Origin of the sequence: Staphylococcus pseudintermedius, assembly GCF_001792775.2 — a bacterium.
GTDB lineage: Bacteria > Bacillota > Bacilli > Staphylococcales > Staphylococcaceae > Staphylococcus > Staphylococcus pseudintermedius.
In genome coordinates this window covers 72,378-94,135 of record NZ_MLGE02000004.1, presented here as the reverse complement: position 1 = coordinate 94,135, position 21,758 = coordinate 72,378, and the positions used below count along the sequence as shown (strand labels likewise).

The 21,758-nt window shown below is 37.9% G+C and carries 21 protein-coding genes; 16 read left to right on the top strand and 5 right to left on the bottom strand.

All coding sequences use genetic code 11. The features are described 5' to 3' along the window. The first annotated feature begins 206 nt into the window (after positions 1–206). The 3 genes from rimM to rplS all read left to right on the top strand — a co-directional run bounded on the left by rimM (position 207) and on the right by rplS (position 1,896). Complete coding sequence (rimM, locus tag BJK46_RS04450; RefSeq protein WP_103263659.1) at positions 207–710, top strand: ribosome maturation factor RimM; 504 nt, start codon at positions 207–209, stop codon at positions 708–710. Then, complete coding sequence (trmD, locus tag BJK46_RS04445; RefSeq protein WP_014614104.1) at positions 707–1,438, top strand: tRNA (guanosine(37)-N1)-methyltransferase TrmD; 732 nt, start codon at positions 707–709, stop codon at positions 1,436–1,438. Before rimM ends, trmD begins: the two co-directional genes overlap by 4 nt. 107 nt (positions 1,439–1,545) lie before the next feature. Next, positions 1,546–1,896 (top strand): 50S ribosomal protein L19, encoded by a 351-nt coding sequence (rplS, locus tag BJK46_RS04440; RefSeq protein WP_014614103.1) that lies wholly within the window; start codon positions 1,546–1,548, stop codon positions 1,894–1,896. 267 nt (positions 1,897–2,163) lie between these two features. Here the strand turns inward: rplS and BJK46_RS04435 are convergent, their stop codons facing one another. Then, positions 2,164–2,301 carry a beta-class phenol-soluble modulin gene (locus BJK46_RS04435; RefSeq protein WP_014614102.1) on the bottom strand — a complete coding sequence of 46 codons (138 nt, stop codon included), beginning with the start codon at positions 2,299–2,301 and terminating at the stop codon, positions 2,164–2,166. 503 nt (positions 2,302–2,804) lie between these two features. On the opposite strand from BJK46_RS04435, the gene BJK46_RS04430 reads away from it, so the two are divergent. The 3 genes from BJK46_RS04430 to BJK46_RS04420 all read left to right on the top strand — a co-directional run bounded on the left by BJK46_RS04430 (position 2,805) and on the right by BJK46_RS04420 (position 4,352). After that, entirely contained in the window at positions 2,805–3,233 is a 429-nt protein-coding gene (locus BJK46_RS04430; RefSeq protein ID WP_015729030.1) for a hypothetical protein, read from the top strand. Beyond that, positions 3,234–3,632, top strand: coding sequence for a hypothetical protein (locus BJK46_RS04425; protein ID WP_014614100.1), 399 nt, complete (start codon positions 3,234–3,236; stop codon positions 3,630–3,632). It begins immediately after the preceding gene. Positions 3,633–3,698: 66 nt separating this feature from the next. Continuing rightward, complete coding sequence (locus tag BJK46_RS04420; protein ID WP_014614099.1) at positions 3,699–4,352, top strand: hypothetical protein; 654 nt, start codon at positions 3,699–3,701, stop codon at positions 4,350–4,352. Between the two features lie 164 nt (positions 4,353–4,516). Here BJK46_RS04420 and BJK46_RS04415 read toward each other — a convergent pair whose 3' ends face one another. The 4 genes from BJK46_RS04415 to BJK46_RS04400 all read right to left on the bottom strand — a co-directional run bounded on the left by BJK46_RS04415 (position 4,517) and on the right by BJK46_RS04400 (position 10,979). After that, entirely contained in the window at positions 4,517–5,149 is a 633-nt protein-coding gene (locus tag BJK46_RS04415) for a hypothetical protein (protein ID WP_014614098.1), read from the bottom strand. Between the two features lie 226 nt (positions 5,150–5,375). Further along, the gene (locus tag BJK46_RS04410; RefSeq protein ID WP_103263430.1) at positions 5,376–7,970 is read right to left on the bottom strand and encodes a YfhO family protein; all 2,595 of its coding nucleotides are present in this window, start codon (positions 7,968–7,970) and stop codon (positions 5,376–5,378) included. Beyond that, entirely contained in the window at positions 7,967–10,576 is a 2,610-nt protein-coding gene (locus tag BJK46_RS04405; protein WP_014614096.1) for a YfhO family protein, read from the bottom strand. The genes BJK46_RS04410 and BJK46_RS04405 overlap by 4 nt, the downstream gene beginning before the upstream one ends. A 19-nt stretch (positions 10,577–10,595) precedes the next feature. Then, positions 10,596–10,979: a GtrA family protein gene (locus tag BJK46_RS04400; protein WP_014614095.1), complete on the bottom strand. Its 384-nt coding sequence runs from the start codon at positions 10,977–10,979 to the stop codon at positions 10,596–10,598. Between the two features lie 227 nt (positions 10,980–11,206). Between BJK46_RS04400 and ylqF the strand changes: the two genes are divergently transcribed. From ylqF to hslV, 10 genes are all read left to right on the top strand, one after another. Next, positions 11,207–12,079 carry a ribosome biogenesis GTPase YlqF gene (ylqF, locus tag BJK46_RS04395; protein WP_103263431.1) on the top strand — a complete coding sequence of 291 codons (873 nt, stop codon included), beginning with the start codon at positions 11,207–11,209 and terminating at the stop codon, positions 12,077–12,079. Continuing rightward, positions 12,072–12,857: a ribonuclease HII gene (locus BJK46_RS04390; protein WP_014614093.1), complete on the top strand. Its 786-nt coding sequence runs from the start codon at positions 12,072–12,074 to the stop codon at positions 12,855–12,857. Before ylqF ends, BJK46_RS04390 begins: the two co-directional genes overlap by 8 nt. A 91-nt stretch (positions 12,858–12,948) precedes the next feature. Beyond that, entirely contained in the window at positions 12,949–13,224 is a 276-nt protein-coding gene (locus BJK46_RS04385; RefSeq protein ID WP_014614092.1) for a hypothetical protein, read from the top strand. A gap of 266 nt (positions 13,225–13,490) precedes the next feature. Further along, positions 13,491–14,657 carry an ADP-forming succinate--CoA ligase subunit beta gene (gene sucC / locus BJK46_RS04380; RefSeq protein ID WP_014614091.1) on the top strand — a complete coding sequence of 389 codons (1,167 nt, stop codon included), beginning with the start codon at positions 13,491–13,493 and terminating at the stop codon, positions 14,655–14,657. A 21-nt stretch (positions 14,658–14,678) separates the two neighbouring features. Continuing rightward, entirely contained in the window at positions 14,679–15,584 is a 906-nt protein-coding gene (gene sucD / locus BJK46_RS04375; protein WP_014614090.1) for a succinate--CoA ligase subunit alpha, read from the top strand. Between the two features lie 238 nt (positions 15,585–15,822). After that, positions 15,823–16,710: a DNA-processing protein DprA gene (gene dprA / locus BJK46_RS04370; RefSeq protein WP_014614089.1), complete on the top strand. Its 888-nt coding sequence runs from the start codon at positions 15,823–15,825 to the stop codon at positions 16,708–16,710. A gap of 83 nt (positions 16,711–16,793) precedes the next feature. Then, complete coding sequence (gene topA / locus BJK46_RS04365; protein WP_014614088.1) at positions 16,794–18,863, top strand: type I DNA topoisomerase; 2,070 nt, start codon at positions 16,794–16,796, stop codon at positions 18,861–18,863. 27 nt (positions 18,864–18,890) lie between these two features. Further along, complete coding sequence (trmFO, locus tag BJK46_RS04360) at positions 18,891–20,195, top strand: FADH(2)-oxidizing methylenetetrahydrofolate--tRNA-(uracil(54)-C(5))-methyltransferase TrmFO (protein WP_015729042.1); 1,305 nt, start codon at positions 18,891–18,893, stop codon at positions 20,193–20,195. Positions 20,196–20,294: 99 nt separating this feature from the next. Beyond that, entirely contained in the window at positions 20,295–21,206 is a 912-nt protein-coding gene (xerC, locus tag BJK46_RS04355) for a tyrosine recombinase XerC (protein WP_015729043.1), read from the top strand. Positions 21,207–21,212: 6 nt separating this feature from the next. Further along, entirely contained in the window at positions 21,213–21,755 is a 543-nt protein-coding gene (hslV, locus tag BJK46_RS04350; protein WP_014614085.1) for an ATP-dependent protease subunit HslV, read from the top strand. Positions 21,756–21,758: the final 3 nt, after the last annotated feature.

Sequence of the window (21,758 nt, the reverse complement as noted above, 5' to 3'; positions counted from 1 at the left end):
GTCGTGCAAGAAGTGACTGACTTTAAAACAGTAAATTTCAAGTTTTAAAAATCGAGTCGCCTTTTTAGAGTTCAAGTTGAGAGATGCTTTGAAACTCTACATAAATGGAATCACCAATCATGAGGTGAGACGAGAAGTGACTTGATGAGAGGTGCTTCGGTCTCATCTCTTTTTTGTATAAATAGTGATAATAGGAGGCTCCCGATATGAAAATAGAAGTGGGTAAAATTGTGAACACACACGGGATCAAAGGCGAAGTCAAAGTTCAGTCTCATTCGGACTTTACAGAGATTCGCTTTCAACCTGGCGAAGTGTTACAAGCAGAATATCAAGGTCAAACGCTCCTTTTAACGGTGAAGTCCCATCGTATGCATAAAGGATTACATATGTTAACGTTTGAAGGTTATACGAATATTAATGACATCGAACATTTGAAAGGGACACATCTCTATCAAGAGCGTGATCATGAAGCGATTGAATTAGATGAACATGAATTTTATTACTCAGACATTATCGGGTGTACGGTGTTTGACGGTGATCGTCCGATTGGTCGCGTCACGGAAATTTTTGAAACAGGTGCGAATGATGTGTGGGTCGTGAAAGGTGACAAAGAACATCTCATTCCATACATTGCAGATGTTGTGAAAGAAGTCGACATTGAAGGACGTCGTATCGTCATTACACCGTTAGAAGGGTTGTTAAACGAATGAAAATCGATTACTTAACGCTCTTCCCAGAAATGTTTGAAGGTGTGCTCAATCAGTCTATTTTAAAACGTGCAAGAGAAAATGAGGCATTAACGACGCGATTGATTAATTTTCGTGATTATGCCAACAATAAACACAATCAAGTCGATGATTATCCTTACGGTGGCGGACAAGGCATGGTATTGAAGCCAGAACCGATTTTTAATGCGATGGCAGATTTGGAAGTTTCAGATGACACACGCGTGATTTTGATGACGCCACAAGGACAACCGTTCAATCAAAAGTTGGCGGAATCTCTTGCTGAAGCGGAACATCTCGTTTTTATTTGCGGCCATTATGAAGGCTATGATGAACGGATTCGCGAACATTTAGTTACAGATGAAATTTCTGTCGGCGATTATGTGCTGACAGGGGGCGAGTTGCCTGCGATGGTCATGACAGATGCGATTGTGCGTCTCATCCCGGGTGTACTAGGGAATCAAGTGTCGCATGAAGATGATTCATTTTCGAGCGGCTTATTAGAATATCCACAATATACGCGTCCTAGTGATTATGAGGGGATGACGGTACCTGCTGTGCTATTGTCTGGAGATCATGCGAAAATTGCACAATGGCGTCATGAGCAATCATTGACACGTACTTGGTTGAAACGTCCTGATTTATTGGACCATTATCCATTGACAGACCAAGACCAGAAATTTATTCAAACGTTAAAAAGAACATTGAAATAAGACCGAATGTATGCTAGTATATTTTAAGTGTGGAAACACGAATATCACTATGATCCGCTGCTATATATTGTCGAGGCAAGAACATAGGTTGAAGGAGAGAATTAATCATGACAAATCACAAATTAATTGAAGCAGTAACAAAATCACAATTACGTGACGATATCCCATCATTCCGTCCTGGTGACACTTTACGTGTACACGTACGTATCATCGAGGGTACTCGTGAGCGTATCCAAGTATTCGAAGGTGTTGTCATCAAACGTCGTGGTGGCGGTATTTCTGAAACATTCACTGTTCGTAAAATCTCATCAGGTGTAGGTGTTGAACGTACGTTCCCATTACACACACCAAAAATCGAGAAAATCGAAGTGAAACGTCGCGGTAAAGTACGTCGTGCGAAACTTTATTACTTACGTAGCCTTCGTGGTAAAGCTGCACGTATCCAAGAAATTCGTTAATTTGAGTCTTAAGGACACGCATATCAAACAGGGTTGGGACAATTCAGTGTCTCAACCCTGTTTTATTGATGTAACGATTTAATTGCAATGCATTATTGTTGTTTGAGGACTGTGATCAGGGCTAGGATATTTATTCACCCTAGCCCCCAAATGTGATTGAATCAGAAGTTACAGTTCATATCTCTGATGTGTGTTTGCATTTTATGCTTTTCATTTTCCAAGTTCTCCAGTGGGCGTGATTAGGAGATTTTTCTATAGTTTGCATTCCTAACCCAAACCGAATAATTTTGCGATTAATTCGACACCGTGCTGTACTGTAGCGACAATCGCAGCACCCATGTTCACCCAGTCGTGCTGAATGGCAGAAGTTACAATGTTTGTGATTGACTCAAACAAATCACCCATTCGAAACACCTCCTTTTATTGTATAACTTTATTTTAAATCCTCTTATACATAAATTTATGATTATTTCATAGTTAGAAATATAATATGCTTAAATGCAAATCATTTTATATAAAAATACGTTAAGGCATGCCTAAATGTCGAAAATGAAGACGATATAGAGTGCATAACTGAATGTGATGAATAGCGTTTTCGGGGGAAGTAGAACTAATTGATATTCTTTAATAAGTTGAAAATGAATAGAGCATACATTTCAATAAACATATTAAGTCATTCTATTTTTGTAATATAGAATGTTTCCCAAAGTCCATGCTATGGTGTATATTATATATAAACTGACTATACTGAAACCATTTCGTAAGTACACAAATTGTAACTGTATCTTTGGCAACTTAATTTAGAGGACGCATGTAACATAGAGACTAAATAGCTGTAATTATTGTTGAGACACAGTGAAGATCTAGAAATGAAACAGAACTTTATCGTTATAAGGGAGGGGTATATGATGAATCATTCATTCATAAAAACGTATGAAATGATAGACTTCGATAATAATAAGGATAGGTTGTTTAAAGAATTTTTAAGTCTTGCAGAAGAAGTACTGATTTCATTTCAAACTAGAGAACGATATTTAGAAAAAGAAATCAAATGGATTAATCAACACTTTATATCCTTAATTAAAGATATAAGTCTAATAGATCAAAGGAAACATAAAAAAAGTTTGTTGGAAATGGCCATTTCAGAATTAGAGTTACTCATTGATTATGATGATGATGACGAAGATAAAGCCTTTGATTTTATTGAATTGGTAATTAATTTAATTAATAAAGTAAAATACTTAAATCAAAAACAAGATGATATAAAGGCTTATTTTGTGAGCAATGAGAATTATGAAAGATATGCTAATTTAGGAAAAGAAAGCGTTGCAAGTTAAATGGATAATAAATTTCATATTCAGTTAGATGAGTTCAATTTACAAGCTATTAACTTTATTAAATTTGATAATTACGATGAGTCTCTTGATTCAGCAAAAAGTGAAGATAAAGACCCTAAGTATGAGGTTTTTATAGAAAAAAATACGTCTTCCGTAAAAATAGTATTTTTGCATGTCACTCTTGAAACAGCTGAGTATAATTTGAATGCAATGTTTAAAGGTGTGTTTAAAGATATTAACAATGAAAGCATCGACAATAAGAAATTAAGTTCAATAGCACTTTCGCTTATGTTGCCACTTGCTCGACCTATTATTTACCAAAACCTATTACAATCTAATTTAAACGCTGTATTTTTGCCTATTTTAGATATTCAAAGACATTTGGAATCATATGATTAAGCCAAAAAATCTGGTCTAGGTAAACAAAAAAGGTTTTTTAATGAAATAGAAAGTGTAGCAATTAGTTTGAATTTCTTAAAAAATAAATTTCAAGTTATCTATGATGAGTCTTTAGATTTGATCAATGGGATAGTTAGAAACCTACACTCTTTTAATAAAAATAGATGCAAAGAAAATATGGCTAGGAAAACTGAAATAGCTATAATAAAAAAATTAGATGATTTCGAATTAAACCACCTTAATTGGAAACATGCGGGACTGAAAATGCATCTTCCAAATTTATCTAAAAAGATTAAAAAGATTGCTTATGAATTAGACACACTGAGTGAGAGAGAAGTAAATGATATTAGAGGATTGCTCACAGAAGCTGTTGCGTGTTCTTTTTTAGGAGATGTTAGAGCTCAGAATAATCTTATCTGGGATTGTTCGTTTTTTAATAACAATAAATGTATAAGCGTTGGTAAGACTAAAACTACCGATATTTACTATAAAGACTTTCATGTACATCTGTATGAATGTAAAACTAAACCTTATTTTAAAACAGCACAATTCGATTTTATGTGTAAAGTTCAGGAAGAATACGCTAAAGAAGGAACACAAGTTAGTTTGTTTACTTTTGTTTTACAATATAGCCATCATCCAACATTCGACGAAGAAATAAGAAAAATTCCTAATCACTTTGAAATAAAAACATTAGAGAGTTTAAAACAGTGTCATTAATGCCGCTATTTTAGATAAAATAATAACTCAAGTTTTTATGAACCCCCTCATTTTGATATTGAGGGGGTTTTTCTTATTTTGAATATGCGATTGATTAATGTGAAAATCGGAGTATAATGATAAAGCTCGTATTCCTCCGCTATAATCTTTATTCCAAAATCCATTTACTTCTTTTCTTTATGACTTTCTGCAAGCCCCATATACGTTAATTCGATAAACCGTCTATATTTCGCGATAAAGGCCTCATCAAATAAAACGCCACTATTTCTTTTAATATCCATGGCTGTGTCATAAATGTTAGCTATAATTTCGCTCGGGCGGTGATGGTCTTTCGCATAATCCATCGTAAGGAAAAGATAAGCGTTGTACAAATTTTCAATCGTTTTGAAGTAGCCGTACTTTGCGATCGATTGACACGTGAATGCAGGTGTATGAACGAGATTAAAATAATAATCATATGGTGTCATTTCATTTTCTAACATCGGGTTCGGGTCGATATTCACACGATTCCTTAAATCTTCCCCGTATTCACGAATTTGTTCATGTTCTGACCCTTCCATTTGTGATTCCAATTGCTTCATATTTGAAAATAACACACTCACTTTACCGGCACTGCTTTCATAATCAACGCCACTCACTCGCGTCAGCATTTTTGAAATATCTTTCCTAAAAATAATGATGACGATTAAAATGAGCCAAGGAAAATTAAAATGTTCATATAAGGATGTTAAAACATGAGAGAGTCCACTTAAACTTTGAAGTAAAAAATCTAGAAAAACATTTTCAGTGTGGTTCAAAAAATCACCGCCTCTATTTATTTGTCATGTGACATCATTTTAACCTTTAGACATATAAAATTCCACAATGATACGATAAAAAAATATTTGTTTGGTGAATTTGGAATGTGCGATAGGGAATGTATGATAAATCAAAAGCGATGCCTCGACTTAACTCAATAGTAGCTAAAATTTGTGAATTTGCTCAATTCTAACATACTGAGTCGACGAAGCATCGCGCATTCGGTTAATATTTGATTGTTCGACGGAGCCACCAGCGATAAACGATGGCACCTACAACACCTAATATAGTCAGCAGGCTTAAAATATGCCAATATGGTAGTGAATAGGTCACCGTTACGTCACGATCCCCTTTTTCGACAGGCACAACGGTCATTAAGCCATTGCCTTGAAGTACAGGTCTTGGTTCACCATTGACTTCAGCGTGTAAACCTTGTCTGTAAGGTATCGGGAGTACAAGGTATTGGTCTTTGTCTGTTTTGAAATGTGCATGGATGTGTTGACGATCCTGCTCAATTTGTACGGGTTCGACTTCTGAAGCGGCTCGTTTAAGCGTACTGTAATCTTCGCCGTAAATGCCTTTAAGCTCAAAACGATAATCACCTTGTTTTAACTTCAGTTGCATCGTGTCACGAACCGGTACACGCACGGTAATTGGTGTGATAAAACGACGATAGGCATAGTTGAGTTTGGTACGACGTTGATAAAAGTCATCCAGTTTTAAATAGTGCGGTTGATTCGGTGATAACAGTTCGATGTCCATCTCTACATAATAGTCGTTGTACCGTGCTTTTACATTTTGAGGTAAATCGATATTCACACCACCGTCTTTTTCGTGAACGGTTAAAATTTTACCATTCATCGATGCATCTCGAGGTGTCACTGTCGCTGTGGATAACAAGTTTGGATTCGCTTGGAATGTTTCATTGGCTTGTTGATGATGGAGTACTACACCTTGTAACATTGCTTGTTCACGATCTAACGGTGATTTTAAATCTTTGGCATCATAAACACGTGAGGTCAGATGTGCGCTTGGATAATCGATTGTTTGATGCGAATGGATCCAAGCATGGTTGTCATCTTGAATCGTTTGCACTTTTTTCATTCCATACGGCATTGTACGGTCGGATGCATCTTTAATACGGTCTGTCACACCCCATAATGCATATAAATTTTCACGGTCACCTAATAAACGATAGGTACTGTTACTGTCATATTCCATGTTAATTTGCATTTGACGGTCATAGTAATCAAAAATATTGCCGTCGAAAATGCTGGAATACAGTGCGACCCCATTAAAGTCGTAAATCATACTAGAGTTCACAGCGTAAGTGCTCATGTAATCGATACGTTGTAACGGTGACTGGTCATGCTTTATCGTATCGATCTGCTGTTGTAAAGTTGCACTATGATAATTCGGTGCTTTCATATCGTCCATCGTTGACTGATACGGGGCAATATTGTTGTGATGATAGTTCAGTAATAAAATGAATTGTTGCACGATAAAGAGTAATAACATGACGCCCTGCATCCAACCTGTCAGTGGACGACGTTGGTAAATATGATAAGCAACCACCATTAAAATGATGACACTGACAAGCATCCACCACATGGCTCCGCGTGAAAAGAATACTGTTGCAATCGCAAGTACCGCAATCGGAATGAGTGATTGTAGAAATGATTGTATAGTCAACTCGGTCAAATATTTGAGCCATAATGCGATTAATGCACTTGTTGTTAATGCAAGGATATACACCCAACGACGCTGGGGGAATGAAAAGCCGTTAAATGCACTGTCAAAATAGGGTGAAAACGAACCGATTAACAAAATCCAAGTGAAAATCGCGACCATTTTGTAATGATAATGACGATACAGCTTGAACGAAAACAGTGCGACGAGTGCAATAAACGTCACTGTAATGTAAAAACCATTTGTAAAGATATGGTACTTTTGAGAAAAGTCGATAATCGGTGAAATAAAAACATCATTCGTTTGACGATCATTATTTAAAAATGACCGGACACCGGTTAAAAAACCTAACGCTGCGATACACAAACTACAAAGGACAGCTGGAATCAGTAAATACAATTTTTGCCAGCGACCGACTTGATCATCACGATGCGGCCAAATCATGCGATAAACTAAGTACACTGTTAAAATAATTGCTTCATAATAACTAAAGTAAAAGTTAGAAAATAATGTTAATGCAATTGCGATAATAAATAATCCGATGCGCCGACTTCTGAAAAAGCGTTCAATTCCCCAAATTGAAAGGGGCAAGTAAATTAAAATATCGCCAAAAAATGACCATGTAAAATTAAAGTAATAGACCACAGTAGAAGTGGCATAAAGGATGGCACCTAAATAGCAATAAAAGCGTTCGAGTTTAAATTGACGAAACATGCCATAAGCGGCAAGAAATGTAATGACACATCGCAAATACGCCGTGAAAATTTGGTTGCCTGGCCAAAATGCAATGTCACTCGGATTGATATGTAATAGCCATTGCCCGAGACCTACAAAAATGAAGTTCACATACATCATAGGTGAGGTCGTGTAATAGTAGGCGAGGTCTGTAAAATAATCACCACCGAGTCCAAAACCATTGTCATAAAGCGAGCGGAGATGAGAAAAATGTTCATACAAAAAGCGTTGGAAAGGCATCATTTGTTTAAAACCATCGCCGTTTCCACTATAAATGATGCCGTCATGTATGAAACGAAACGCGACCGGTACGTATACGATACATCCGACGAGGCAGGCCGCAATAAAGACGATTAAAACGCGTGATAAATGACTTTTTTGTTTCTGTTTTTTCAATGTTTTTCACTCTTTCTCGATTGTTTATGTTGATACCAGCGACTGTAAATGATGCTGCTGATAATAGAGATAATGGACAAGACGACCATCGTGTTGAAATAAGGTGGCCGGTAGTGAATGACAATTTGTTTCGCATGCGGCCCAATTTTGATCCCCGTCATCATGCCATTGACCTTTTGTGGTGTGACAGCGTGTCCGTCAACGATAGCGGTCATACCTTTACGATAAGGGATATTGATGACCGCCACACCCCCAGAATGTTCGGCTAACTGAACTTTAATCTTTCCTTGATGTGCTTCATAGTGATGAGGGGCTTGATTATGATATGCCCGTTTTAACGTATCGTAATCTTCACCGTATAAACCTTGTATATTGAATTGGTACGATCCTGTTGGTGATATACCGAGATGAATTTGGCCATTGTTGTCAGGTTGCACACGATACAGCAAAGTGTTTTGACCTGTACGATATTTCGAATTGTTAAATAGGCGGTGATTTTTATAGCCACTGACATCGAGTGTGCTATTACTATCTGGCGCATTACGTTTAAAATAGACAACAAGATAAAAGTCTTCGTACTGTTCGCGCAATGTTTCTGGAAGTTGCAGCGTCACACCGCCATTCAGTTCAGTAACTGTTAACGTATCTGAGCGCGTCCATTGGGCATCATAGGTCGTCATTTCAACTTCATGAATAAGGTTTTGCGCTTTTTTAGGATATGTTTGACCTTGATGATCTAATACGACGCCATCTAACATCGCATGTTCACGATCAATCGGTGTCGTTAAATCTTCCCCGTTATAATATTGATGGCTCACACGTACAGCAGGTAATGGATATTGATTTTCGTATATGACATATTGCCCATATTGATGCACTTTTTCAAAATTCGCAGGTTGCTGGTGCTGATAGTCTTTCTCCATTTGATAGCGCACAGACAACAGACTCGCAATGTTTGATCGACCACCTGTTGATTGATAACGGCTGACAGATTCTTCTTTTAAGTTAATCATTAAATAGCGATAATAAAATTCAATGAGCTGTCGGTCGAAAATACTCGAATATAAACTTAACCCTTTAAAATGTTGATACATCGGTGTATTATCCTGCTCATTCACACGCCAATCGATGCGTTCATCTTCGTGTTTTTCGGTATTCATTTTGTCGACCAACGACTGCTGTAAAGGTGTATTGTACAAACTGGCCTGTGCATAAAACGTATTGGCACGTTTTTCATGATCTGTATGGAAAACTTGATTTTTAATAAACACTGCCGATATCGCAAATTGTAAGATAATGAGTGCGCATGCAAAGCTTACTGTTACGAAATGACGAGGCTTATTATCATGACGTGCAATCGTTAAGACAAGTAATCCGATGAGAAATACGATAGGAATGAGACCAACCCACCAGACTACCCGATCATACGCGTATGCACTGATGAAAACGACAGCCATTGTCGGTATCGCGGTTAAGCTATATGTAAGGCGTGATAATGATTTGAAATGTTGTACATAAGTCGCAACTAAACCACTTGTCACAAATGCTAATAAGTAATGCCAACGCTTTTGTGGTGCTGAAAAGCCGTTGAAAATACTGTCCACATACGGTATAAATGCTGCGATAATGGTTAAAATGCTCAGTATTGCGAACAATCTAAAGTAAAAGTGACGGTACAATTTGAATGAGAGTAACGCTTGAATCACGACAAATGAAATGACGATTAAATAGTTGTCATAAAAAAGATTCGTATTTTCATTGAATGGTTCAATGAATGGAATGTCACCTTCAAAAGGGATACGTTGATTGTTGAAAAAGCTACGTGCCCCATGAAAGAAAAAGAATAAACTTGAACCGACACCTAAAACAGCTGCAACGCTAAGTGGTAGAACAGTTTTCATGCCTCTTTTTTGATCATCAGGATGTGCGTGAAACATGCGCAGGTTATAGTAAATGAGTCCCATCAACACTTGATAATAGGCGAAGTAAAAATTGTTCGCAAAAGAAATCGCTGTCATGATAATAAATAGACCTAACTGACCTGATTTCAAAAAACGTTCAATACTGAGCAAGAGTAATGGTAATAAAATAAATACATCACTAAAAAAAGGCCAGTACACGGTGAATCGGAAATAAAGGGGCGACATGGCGAATAACACCGCAAATACGACCGATGAGACGTGTTGAAGTTTTAACTGACGTGCATAGTAATACGTTCCAATCATGGCACCGGTACATTTTAAAATTGAAACAACCCATGCTTGGGTGAACCAATACATCATGTCTTTAGAATCTACAAGATGTGTAATGGATAAAAGCCATGTGATGCCTGCAGTTAAAATAAATATGAAGTTTGTCGAAAAATAATACGATAGATCTGTAAAAAAATCACCGCCAAGTCCAAAATCGGTGGCATAGAAAAAGGTACCTTCAGACCATTTTTCGTATAAAAACATCTGAATCGGTACCATTTGTTCCATACCGTCATTGGGACCCGTAAATAACAGACCGTCTGCAAAAAAACGATACAAAATATAAGCATGCCCTATAAGTGACATGCATAAAAATAAAACAATAAAGCTGATGGGTTGAATGTAACGTCTCATAATCCGAACCTCACTTTGATTATCGATCTTTAAGAATAAACTTAGATAAAATATAAGTAATTGGTATCGTAACGATGAGTCCTACAAACGGTGCAAGGGCTGCGTTGAAATGCATGAGGTCCACAAAAATAAAAATGAGTAACGTTTGTGTCCCCATATTGACCACTTGTGTGAGTGGAAAGGCTAGAAATTTCTTTAACGTCGGTCGTACTTTATAGACAAAGTAACAATTTAAATAGAAAGAAACGACGAACGAAAAAATGAAACCGACAATATGGCTGATGAGGTAATGGACATCAAATAAACGCAATAATATTAAGTATACGATATAATAATTCAGTGTATTAACACCACCGACTAATACAAAACGGAAAATTTCAAAAAAACGTGCTGAGTTCACCATTTAATATACCTACCTTTATTCAACGATATGTGATTGTAAATAGCTATTGACGATAAAGTTGATTATACTTAAAGTGGTGTATATCAAATTTTGTTATACAATACATGATGCGGATGCTTTAATTCGTCATGCAATATCATATGTTTATATCTTTAAAACTAACAATTAATATAACATATAACATTAAAAAAAACGATTTGGAAGAATAATTAAGAGGAGTTAAAACTATGGTGATTCAATGGTATCCAGGTCATATGGCCAAAGCGAAACGAGAAGTAACGGAACAACTGAAGAAAGTGGATGTGGTCTTTGAATTAGTTGATGCACGCATTCCTTTTAGTTCAAGAAACCCTATGATTGATGAGGTGATTCAACAAAAACCACGCGTCGTCATTTTCAATAAAAAAGATATGACCAATTTAAAAGAAATGGAAAAATGGTATGCGTTTTTTAGAGAAAAAGGGGCTTATCCTGTAGCCGTTGATGCGAAACATGGTAAGGGCTTGAAAAATGTAGAAGCGGCTGCGATTGAAGCAACACGTGAAAAGTTTGAACGTGAAAAGGTAAAAGGGTTAAAACCGAGAGCCATACGCGCAATGATCGTCGGTATCCCTAACGTGGGGAAATCGACTTTGATTAACAAGTTAGCGAACCGTTCGATTGCACAAACAGGGAATAAACCGGGTGTAACGAAACAACAGCAATGGATTAAAGTGGGCAAATCTTTACAGTTGTTAGATACACCGGGGATTTTATGGCCAAAGTTTGAAGACCAACTGATTGGTAAAAAGCTGAGTTTAACAGGTGCAATTAAAGATAGCATCGTCCATTTAGATGAAGTGGCGATTTACGGATTAGAATTTCTCATTGAACATGATTATGAAGCATTGCTCGCCCATTTTAAAATTGATGTCCTGCGAGATGCAGAAATGCTGGATTGGTTTGATGCGATAGGACGTAAACGTGGGCTGTTACAACGTGGAAATGAAGTGGATTATGAAGCGGTCATTGAGGCACTGATTTATGACATCAGAAATGCAAAAATCGGGACATATTGCTTTGACTTATATTCTGAGTGGCAGGCTGAGACCGATGCGTAAAGGAAAAACAATTCAAGCGATTAAAGCAGAATTGAAACACTTGACGTCGTTAAAGGAGTTAGCGCAACATCCTGATTTCCAAGATGAACGAAAAGGGGTCCAACAAGCTTTTGTGCAACGTCAACGTCAACTTGAAAAAATAGCGTTACAACAACAAAAATATCGTGACATGTGTATATACGAAACAGAAATTTTAAATGTGCAACCAGAGGCATTGATTTGTGGTGTAGATGAGGTTGGACGCGGGCCTCTTGCTGGACCTGTCGTCGCAAGTGCAGTCATTTTACAGCCCGGACATGACTTTGTAGGTATTAACGACTCCAAACAGTTGTCTGTCACACAACGGAATTTGTTGAACACGTCATTAAAAGAGCAAGTGCGTGCTTGGGCAGTGGGAGTTGCAACACCTGAAGAAATTGACGAACACAATATTTATGTGGCAACACAAATCGCGATGTACCGTGCGATTGAAAATTTGTCAGTCACACCGACACATTATTTAATTGATGCGATGACGCTCGATCATTTGACTGCACCACAACAAGCGATTATTAAAGGAGATGCGAAAAGTGTGTCCATCGCTGCAGCCAGTATTATCGCAAAAGTGTATCGTGATGACTTGATGGCAGAATATGCAAAACAATATCCTGGTTACGATTTTGCACAGAATGCTGGTTATGGTACGCAAAAACATTTAGATGGTTTGAAACAATACGGCGTGACAACTATTCACAGGAAGACTTTCGAGCCTATTAAATCAATGGTTTCAAAGTTTTAAACGAAATAGATCAGCATATAAAAAGTTTTCAAAAAGTTAGAATTATGTTTTACTAGTAGTAATTTCTAATAAAGAAAGGAATAAGAAACTCATGGATGAAACATTGCGAAAATTATATAAAGTGCTCGTACACTTTGAAGAAAAAGAAGTTGAAATTACTGAAGATGAAGCGAAGTTAAAGAAGATTAAAGAAGAGATTGAAGAGAATTTGAATATTTCGATTGAGGATGAACAGCAGGCGGAGTTGATTCGTTTGTTGAAGGAGCATCAGTTTGTGGTGGAGTCAACTGAGGATGAGCAAAAGATTGTGCAAGTACCGATGGATGATGATACACAAATTTCGTTCCAGGTGAATGATGAGGGTTAGTGTAGTGTATCATAGGCTAGGATGAGGCGGAGTTGTTTCCGTTTTGTCCTAGTTTTTATTTTAGGAACATTTTATTTGCGTTAAGCTCTGTGTGCTAAAAAATAATTTTTATCATTTGATATCTGCTGAAACAATGTATTGTGTGTGATGCAAGAGGTGTTAGCCTTTATAAAACATCTTGATACGAAAGGGAATCTGTTTACAATAGCGCTTACATTTCCTATAATTGTACTTGAACTTAACCTTAAGAAACAGGAGGATGGAGTATGAATATCCATGAGTATCAAGGAAAAGAAATTTTTCGCTCAATGGGCGTAGCAGTACCAGAAGGGCGTGTGGCTTTTTCTGCTGAAGAAGCCGTTGAGAAAGCGAAAGAGTTAGTCACAGATGTATATGTTGTTAAAGCGCAAATCCATGCGGGAGGACGTGGTAAAGCTGGTGGTGTGAAAATCGCTAAGTCTTTATCAGAAGTTGAAGCATATGCAAATGAGTTGCTTGGAAAAGTTCTCGTGACACACCAAACAGGTCCTGAAGGTAAAGAAGTGAAGCGTCTTTACATTGAAGAAGGTGCCAATATCCAAAAAGAATATTATGTCGGCTTTGTTATTGACCGTGCGACAGACCGTGTGACTTTAATGGCGTCTGAAGAGGGTGGCACTGAAATTGAAGAAGTTGCAGCGAAAAACCCTGAAAAAATCTTCAAAGAAACAATTGATCCAGTCATTGGTTTAGCGCCTTATCAAGCACGCCGTATCGCGTTTAACATCAATATTCCTAAAGAATCAATTAACAAAGCGGTTAAGTTTTTAATTGCTTTATATAATGTGTTCATTGAAAAAGATTGTTCAATCGTTGAAATTAATCCACTTGTTTTAACGGGTGAAGGTGATGTTTTAGCACTTGACTCTAAAATCAACTTTGATGACAACGCATTATTCCGTCACAAAGATATCGTTGAATTACGCGATTTAGAAGAAGAAGATCCAAAAGAAATTGAAGCTTCTAAATACGATTTATCTTATATTGCATTAGACGGTAATATCGGTTGTATGGTGAACGGTGCAGGTTTAGCGATGGCAACAATGGATACGATTAATCACTTTAATGGTAACCCAGCTAACTTCCTTGACGTAGGTGGCGGTGCAACTAAAGAAAAAGTTACTGAAGCGTTCAAAATTATTTTAGGCGATGACAACGTTAAAGGTATTTTCGTTAATATCTTTGGTGGTATTATGCGTTGTGATATTATCGCTGAAGGTATTGTAGCGGCAGTAAAAGAAGTGGAATTAACATTGCCATTAGTTGTACGTCTTGAAGGTACAAATGTTAAAGAAGGTAAACAAATCTTAAAAGACTCAGGTTTAGCAATTGAACCAGCGAATACAATGGCTGAAGGTGCACAAAAAATTGTTAAACTTGTAAACGAAGCGTAAGGAAAGGATGGGACAACTACAATGAGTGTATTTGTAGATAAAAATTCAAAAGTAATCGTACAAGGTATTACAGGGTCAACTGCCCTTTTCCATACTAAGCAAATGTTGGAATATGGTACGCAAATTGTTGCAGGGGTAACACCAGGTAAAGGTGGACAAGTTGTTGAAGGCGTACCTGTTTTCAATACTGTTGAAGAAGCGAAAAAAGAAACTGGCGGCAACGTATCTGTTATTTACGTACCAGCACCATTTGCAGCTGATGCGATTTTAGAATGTATCGACGCTGAATTAGACTTAGCAATTTGTATTACTGAACATATTCCTGTTATTGATATGATTAAGGTTAAACGTTATCTTGAAGGTAAAAAGACGCGCTTAATTGGACCAAACTGCCCAGGTGTCATCACTTCAGATGAAACGAAAATTGGTATTATGCCAGGATACATCCACAAAAAAGGCCATGTCGGCGTTGTTTCACGCTCTGGCACTTTAACATATGAAGCGGTACATCAATTAACTGAAGAAGGTATCGGCCAATCTACAGCTGTAGGTATCGGTGGGGACCCAGTTAACGGTACAAACTTTATCGACGTGTTAGAAGCATTCAACAATGATGATGACACGAAAGCTGTTGTGATGATCGGTGAAATTGGTGGTACGGCAGAAGAAGAAGCTGCTGAGTGGATTAAAGCGAACATGACCAAACCTGTTGTCGGCTTCATCGGTGGTCAAACAGCACCTCCAGGAAAACGCATGGGTCACGCTGGTGCAATCATTTCAGGTGGTAAAGGGACAGCTGCAGAAAAAATCAAAACATTAAATGAATGTGGCGTTAAAACAGCAGCAACGCCTTCTGAAATCGGTTCAACTTTAATTGAAGCCGCTAAAGAAGCAGGCATTTACGAATCATTACTTACTGTTAAATAATTGAATTTCAATACAAACATCAGCGGTGTGTCAGGCAACTGAACTGATACACCGCGATTTTGAAGCTATTCATACATGGGCTGTTAATGTATCATCACTAACAGGGCGTGTGATGATAGCTTGATTTTGATATCCTTTTTTATTCCCCTTTAAACATGCCGTTTATGTTTGGCACAACTTCTTTTATTTTCCGCATCATCCATCACGCTTATTCTACATCAAGAGGTGACCACCACGTATGAAACAATTACTACTATTATTACTGTACGCTGGATTTTCAACACAACAAATTCAATACTATTACCCTAAACTTTGTACTTTAACAGGAAATCTACCTCAGCGCATTCAAGCCTTCAAATCGATGCTTTCACACATGTCGCAATTCCATTTACAACAAAAGCTCATACGACTCGATATGCTTAATATTCATACGATTGAAGCGACGTTACATGAACATCAAATTGTCCCGATTATGATAGACGAACCGCTTTATCCACCACTGTTAAAAGAAATTTATGATCCCCCGTTGATTTTATTTTGTAAAGGACGACTTGAACTGCTTCAACATTCTACTAATAGTCTTGGCATTGTAGGCGCAAGGCAACATACAGCATACACGCCACAAGCGCTTGAAACACTTTTTAACACATTTCAACATTTTCCACTAACGATTATTTCAGGGCTGGCACACGGTACAGACGCACTCGCACATCATTATGCGATTCGACATGACTTGTCCACGATCGGTGTGCTCGCCTTTGGGCATTTTCATCATTATCCTAAAAACACACAAGCATTACGCCAGAGGATGGAACAACATCATTTGACTATAAGCGAATATCCACCTTACACGCCTATTGCTAAATTTAGATTTCCTGAACGCAATCGCATTATTAGTGGTTTGTCGAAAGGAATACTTATCACTGAAGCAAAAGAAAAAAGTGGCGCGCTCATTACGTTGGATCAGGCATTAGAACAAAATCGTAATGTTTATGTACTGCCGGGGGATATGTTCAACGTGCATACGAAAGGTAATATGCTACGTGTCAAAGAGGGAGCAGAAATTGTATTATGTGCCCAGGATATATTGAAAGATTATGCAAATTTAAATGTTAACGCTTTGTGAAATAAATACAAAAGATTGACAAATATAAAAATAACCGTTTATCATTTATCTTTGTAAACAGAAAAAGCAAGGGGGTAACTACTTTGGCAGATAATCTTGTCATTGTTGAATCGCCTGCAAAAGCGAAAACAATAGAAAAATATTTAGGCAAAAAATACAAAGTGATTGCATCAATGGGTCATGTGAGAGATCTACCACGTAGTCAAATGGGCGTAGATGTTGAACATGACTATGAACCTAAATATATTACTATCCGAGGTAAGGGGCCAGTTGTTAAAGATTTGAAGAGACATGCGAAAAAAGCAAAAAAAGTTTTTCTCGCAAGTGACCCCGATCGTGAAGGTGAAGCAATTGCATGGCACTTGGCAAACATTTTAGAACTAGAAGATAGTAAAGAAAATCGCGTGGTTTTTAACGAGATTACGAAAGACGCTGTAAAAGAAAGTTTTAAACACCCACGCGGTATCGAAATGGATTTAGTCGATGCGCAACAAGCTCGACGTGTATTGGACCGTTTAGTAGGTTATAATATTTCTCCTGTATTATGGAAAAAAGTAAAAAAAGGTTTATCAGCTGGACGTGTACAATCTGTAGCGTTACGTCTTGTGATTGACCGTGAAAATGAAATTCGTAACTTTAAACCTGAAGAATATTGGTCGATTGAAGGCGAATTTCGTTATGGAAAATCAAAGTTTAATGCCAAGTTTCTTCATTATAAAGATAAACCGTTCAAGTTAGCGACGAAAGATGATGTGACAGTCATTACGAAAGCGTTAGACGGTAATCAATTCACAGTATCTAATGTGACGAAAAAAGAAAAAACACGTAAACCTGCCAACCCATTTACAACCTCCACTTTGCAACAAGAAGCGGCTCGGAAATTAAATTTCAAGGCGCGTAAAACGATGATGGTGGCACAACAACTTTATGAAGGTATTGACTTGAAGCGTAAAGGTACAATTGGGCTTATTACTTATATGAGAACGGATTCGACCCGTATTTCGAAAGATGCGCAAAATGAAGCGAAACAATTTATCGAGTCAGAATATGGTAGTGCGTATTTATCTAAAGTGACGAAAAAGGGTAAACAAGGTGACCAAGATGCCCATGAAGCGATTCGTCCAACGAGTACGTTAAGAACACCTGCTGAGATGAAAGACTATTTAACACGTGATCAATATCGCTTGTATAAATTGATTTGGGAACGCTTTGTGGCGAGTCAAATGGCACCTGCAATTTTAGATACGGTTGCTGTCGATTTAACGCAAAATGATGTGAAATTTAGAGCAAACGGTCAGACGATTAAGTTTAAAGGTTTTATGACACTGTATGTTGAAACAGATGATGACAAAGGTAAAGAAAAAGAAAATCGTTTGCCAAAGCTTGAAGTCGGTAATGAAGTGTTGGCGACTAAAATTGATCCGGCACAACACTTTACACAACCACCACCACGCTATACAGAAGCACGTCTCGTTAAAACATTAGAGGAACTTAAAATCGGTCGTCCTTCAACATATGCGCCAACAATTGATACGATTCAGAAGCGTAATTACGTGAAGAATGAAAGTAAACGTTTCGTCCCAACTGAATTGGGAGAGATCGTGCATGAACAAGTGAAAGAGTACTTCCCTGAGATTATCGATGTCGATTTCACTGTGAACATGGAAACGTTACTCGATAAAATTGCGGATGGCGATGTAGCTTGGAAAAAAGTGGTGGGTGACTTTTTCAATAGCTTTAAACAAGACGTTGAACGCGCGGAAAAAGAAATGGAAAAGGTTGAAATTAAAGACGAACCCGCAGGCGAAGATTGTGAAGTGTGTGGCAATCCAATGGTCATTAAAATGGGACGCTACGGTAAGTTCATGGCATGTTCTAATTTCCCTGATTGTCGTAATACGAAAGCGATTACGAAGCCGATTGGTGTGACATGTCCGAAATGTAAAAAGGGCGATGTCGTTGAACGTAAATCTAAGAAAAACCGTATTTTCTATGGTTGTTCAAATTATCCAGAGTGCGATTTTGTTACTTGGGATAAACCGATTGGCCGTGATTGTCCGAAATGTCAACATTACTTGGCAGAGAATAAAAAAGGACGTGCGACACAAGTTGTATGTTCGAATTGTGACTATAAAGAAGAAGTTCAAAAATAATATGTGTATTAAAGTGAGGTAAAAACCATGACATCTGTTAATATTGTCGGCGCTGGTTTAGCAGGGTCTGAAGCAGCATTTCAATTGGCGGAACGTGGCATTCACGTGAACCTTTATGAAATGCGACCAGTGAAACAAACACCGGCGCATCATACGAATCAATTTGCTGAACTCGTATGTTCCAATTCATTAAGAGGGAACGCGCTTACGAATGCTGTCGGTGTATTAAAAGAAGAAATGCGCCGTTTAGATTCATTGATTATTGCAGCAGCGGATCATGCCCGTGTACCTGCGGGTGGTGCGTTAGCTGTAGATCGCCATGACTTTGCAGGATATATCACTGAAAAGCTAAGAAATCATCCGAATGTGACTGTGAGTAATGAAGAGGTGACGTCTATCCCTGAAGGTCCAACGATTATCGCGACCGGTCCATTAACGACAGAACCACTTGCGAAAGAAATCGTTGCATTAACAGGCAAAGACCAACTGTATTTCTATGACGCAGCTGCACCGATTATTGAAAAAGACTCTATCGATATGGATAAAGTGTATTTGAAATCACGTTACGATAAAGGTGAAGCCGCTTATTTAAACTGTCCAATGACTAAAGAGGAGTTTGACCGTTTTTATGAAGCCGCGCTCGCAGCTGAAGTCGCACCGATGAATGATTTCGAAAAAGAAAAGTATTTTGAAGGTTGTATGCCGTTTGAAGTGATGGCAGGCAGAGGTGAAAAAACGTTACTGTTCGGACCGATGAAGCCAGTCGGATTAGAAGACCCAAAAACTGGAAAACGTCCTTATGCTGTCGTTCAATTAAGACAAGATGATGCTGCAGGGACTTTGTACAACATTGTAGGTTTCCAAACGCGTTTGAAATGGGGCGCACAAAAAGAAGTGATTCGTCTTATTCCAGGACTTGAAAACGTCGATATTGTAAGATATGGCGTGATGCACCGTAACACATTTATCAACTCTCCAGAAGTGTTGAGTGAGATTTATGAATTTAAAAATCGCAAAAACTTATTCTTTGCAGGTCAAATGACAGGCGTGGAAGGTTACGTGGAAAGTGCTGCAAGTGGTATGATTGCGGGAATTAACTTAGCGCATCGTATGTTAGGTAAAGCAGATGTCGTCTTCCCTCGTGAAACAATGCTCGGTAGTATGGCGTATTACATTTCACATGCAACGAACAATAAAAATTTCCAACCGATGAATGCGAACTTTGGTCTCGTACCGCCGCTTGAACAACGTATTAAAGATAAAAAAGAGCGTTATGAAACTTTAGCAAATCGTGCATTAGAACATTTGGATCACTTTAAACAGACGTTGTAATGAAACTGTAATTAATGGCAAAATAAGCAAAATTTTGATAAATATAAAAATTCAATGTATAATCAATGCAGTTCCCCTCATCATTATGCTACAATGCTAATGATGGAGGGGTTTTTTGAATTGAAACAAATCCAAGAGCAATTTTTAGATATGTTAAAAAGGGAACGTTTTTTCTCAGACCACACGTTGAAGGCTTATCATGATGATCTCGTCCAATTTAATCGATTTCTTGCACAAGAACAATTATCGCTCACGGCATTCAAATATATAGATGCAAGAAATTATTTACAGACGCTTTATGATTTGGGACTTCAACGGACTACAGTATCTCGAAAAATATCTACATTACGGAGTTTTTATGCATTTTGGATGACGCAAGACCACGAGATAGTGAATCCATTTGTTCAGTTGGTCCACCCGAAAAAAGAACGATATTTGCCAACGTTTTTTTATACTGAAGAGATGGAAGCCTTGTTTCAAACGGTCATGCAAGACGCACACAAAGGATTGAGAGACAGAGTGATTTTAGAGTTGTTTTATGCAACAGGAATTCGTGTTTCTGAATTAGTGTCTTTAAAAACAGAAGACGTTGACCTTGAAATGTGTTGGATTAAAGTGTTGGGTAAAGGTGGCAAAGAACGTATCGTACCTTTTGGAGAATTTTGTAGACAAAGTATCGAACAGTATTTGGCGGAGTTTGCACCGATTCAAAATGTACAGCACCCATATTTAATTACGAATTTAAAAGGTCAGCCGATTACAGAACGAGGTGTGCGTTATGTGTTAAATGATATTGTCAAACGTACAGCGGGTGTCACATCGATACATCCACATAAACTGCGACATACATTTGCGACACATTTGTTGAATGAAGGGGCAGACCTTAGAACTGTTCAAAGTCTACTTGGACATGTTAATTTATCAACAACAGGACGTTACACCCATGTGACGAATCAACAATTAAGAAATGTTTATTTACAGGCACATCCACGTGCGAAAAAAGGAGAGTAATCATACATGAGTTCATCAATACATGCAACAACGATATATGCAGTGAGACATAATGGTGGCGCAGCGATGGCAGGTGATGGCCAAGTCACTTTAGGTGAAAAAGTGATTATGAAACAAACTGCCAAAAAAGTAAGAAAGCTATATAATGGCAAGGTCATTGCAGGTTTTGCTGGTAGCGTGGCAGATGCTTTTACACTTTTTGAAAAATTCGAAGCCAAATTACAACAATATAGCGGTAATCTTGAAAGAGCAGCTGTAGAACTTGCGAAAGAGTGGCGTGGCGACAAACAATTACGTCAACTGGAAGCGATGCTCATTGTGATGGATAAAGAACATATCCTCGTCGTGAGCGGGACAGGCGAAGTCATTGCGCCGGATGATGATTTGATTGCAATCGGTTCAGGTGGCAATTTTGCGTTAAGTGCCGGTCGCGCGTTTAAAAGACATGCATCACACTTAAGCGCACGTGAAATGGCATATGAAAGCTTGAAAGTAGCCTCAGACATATGTGTATTCACGAATGACCATATCACAGTGGAAGAACTTTAATGG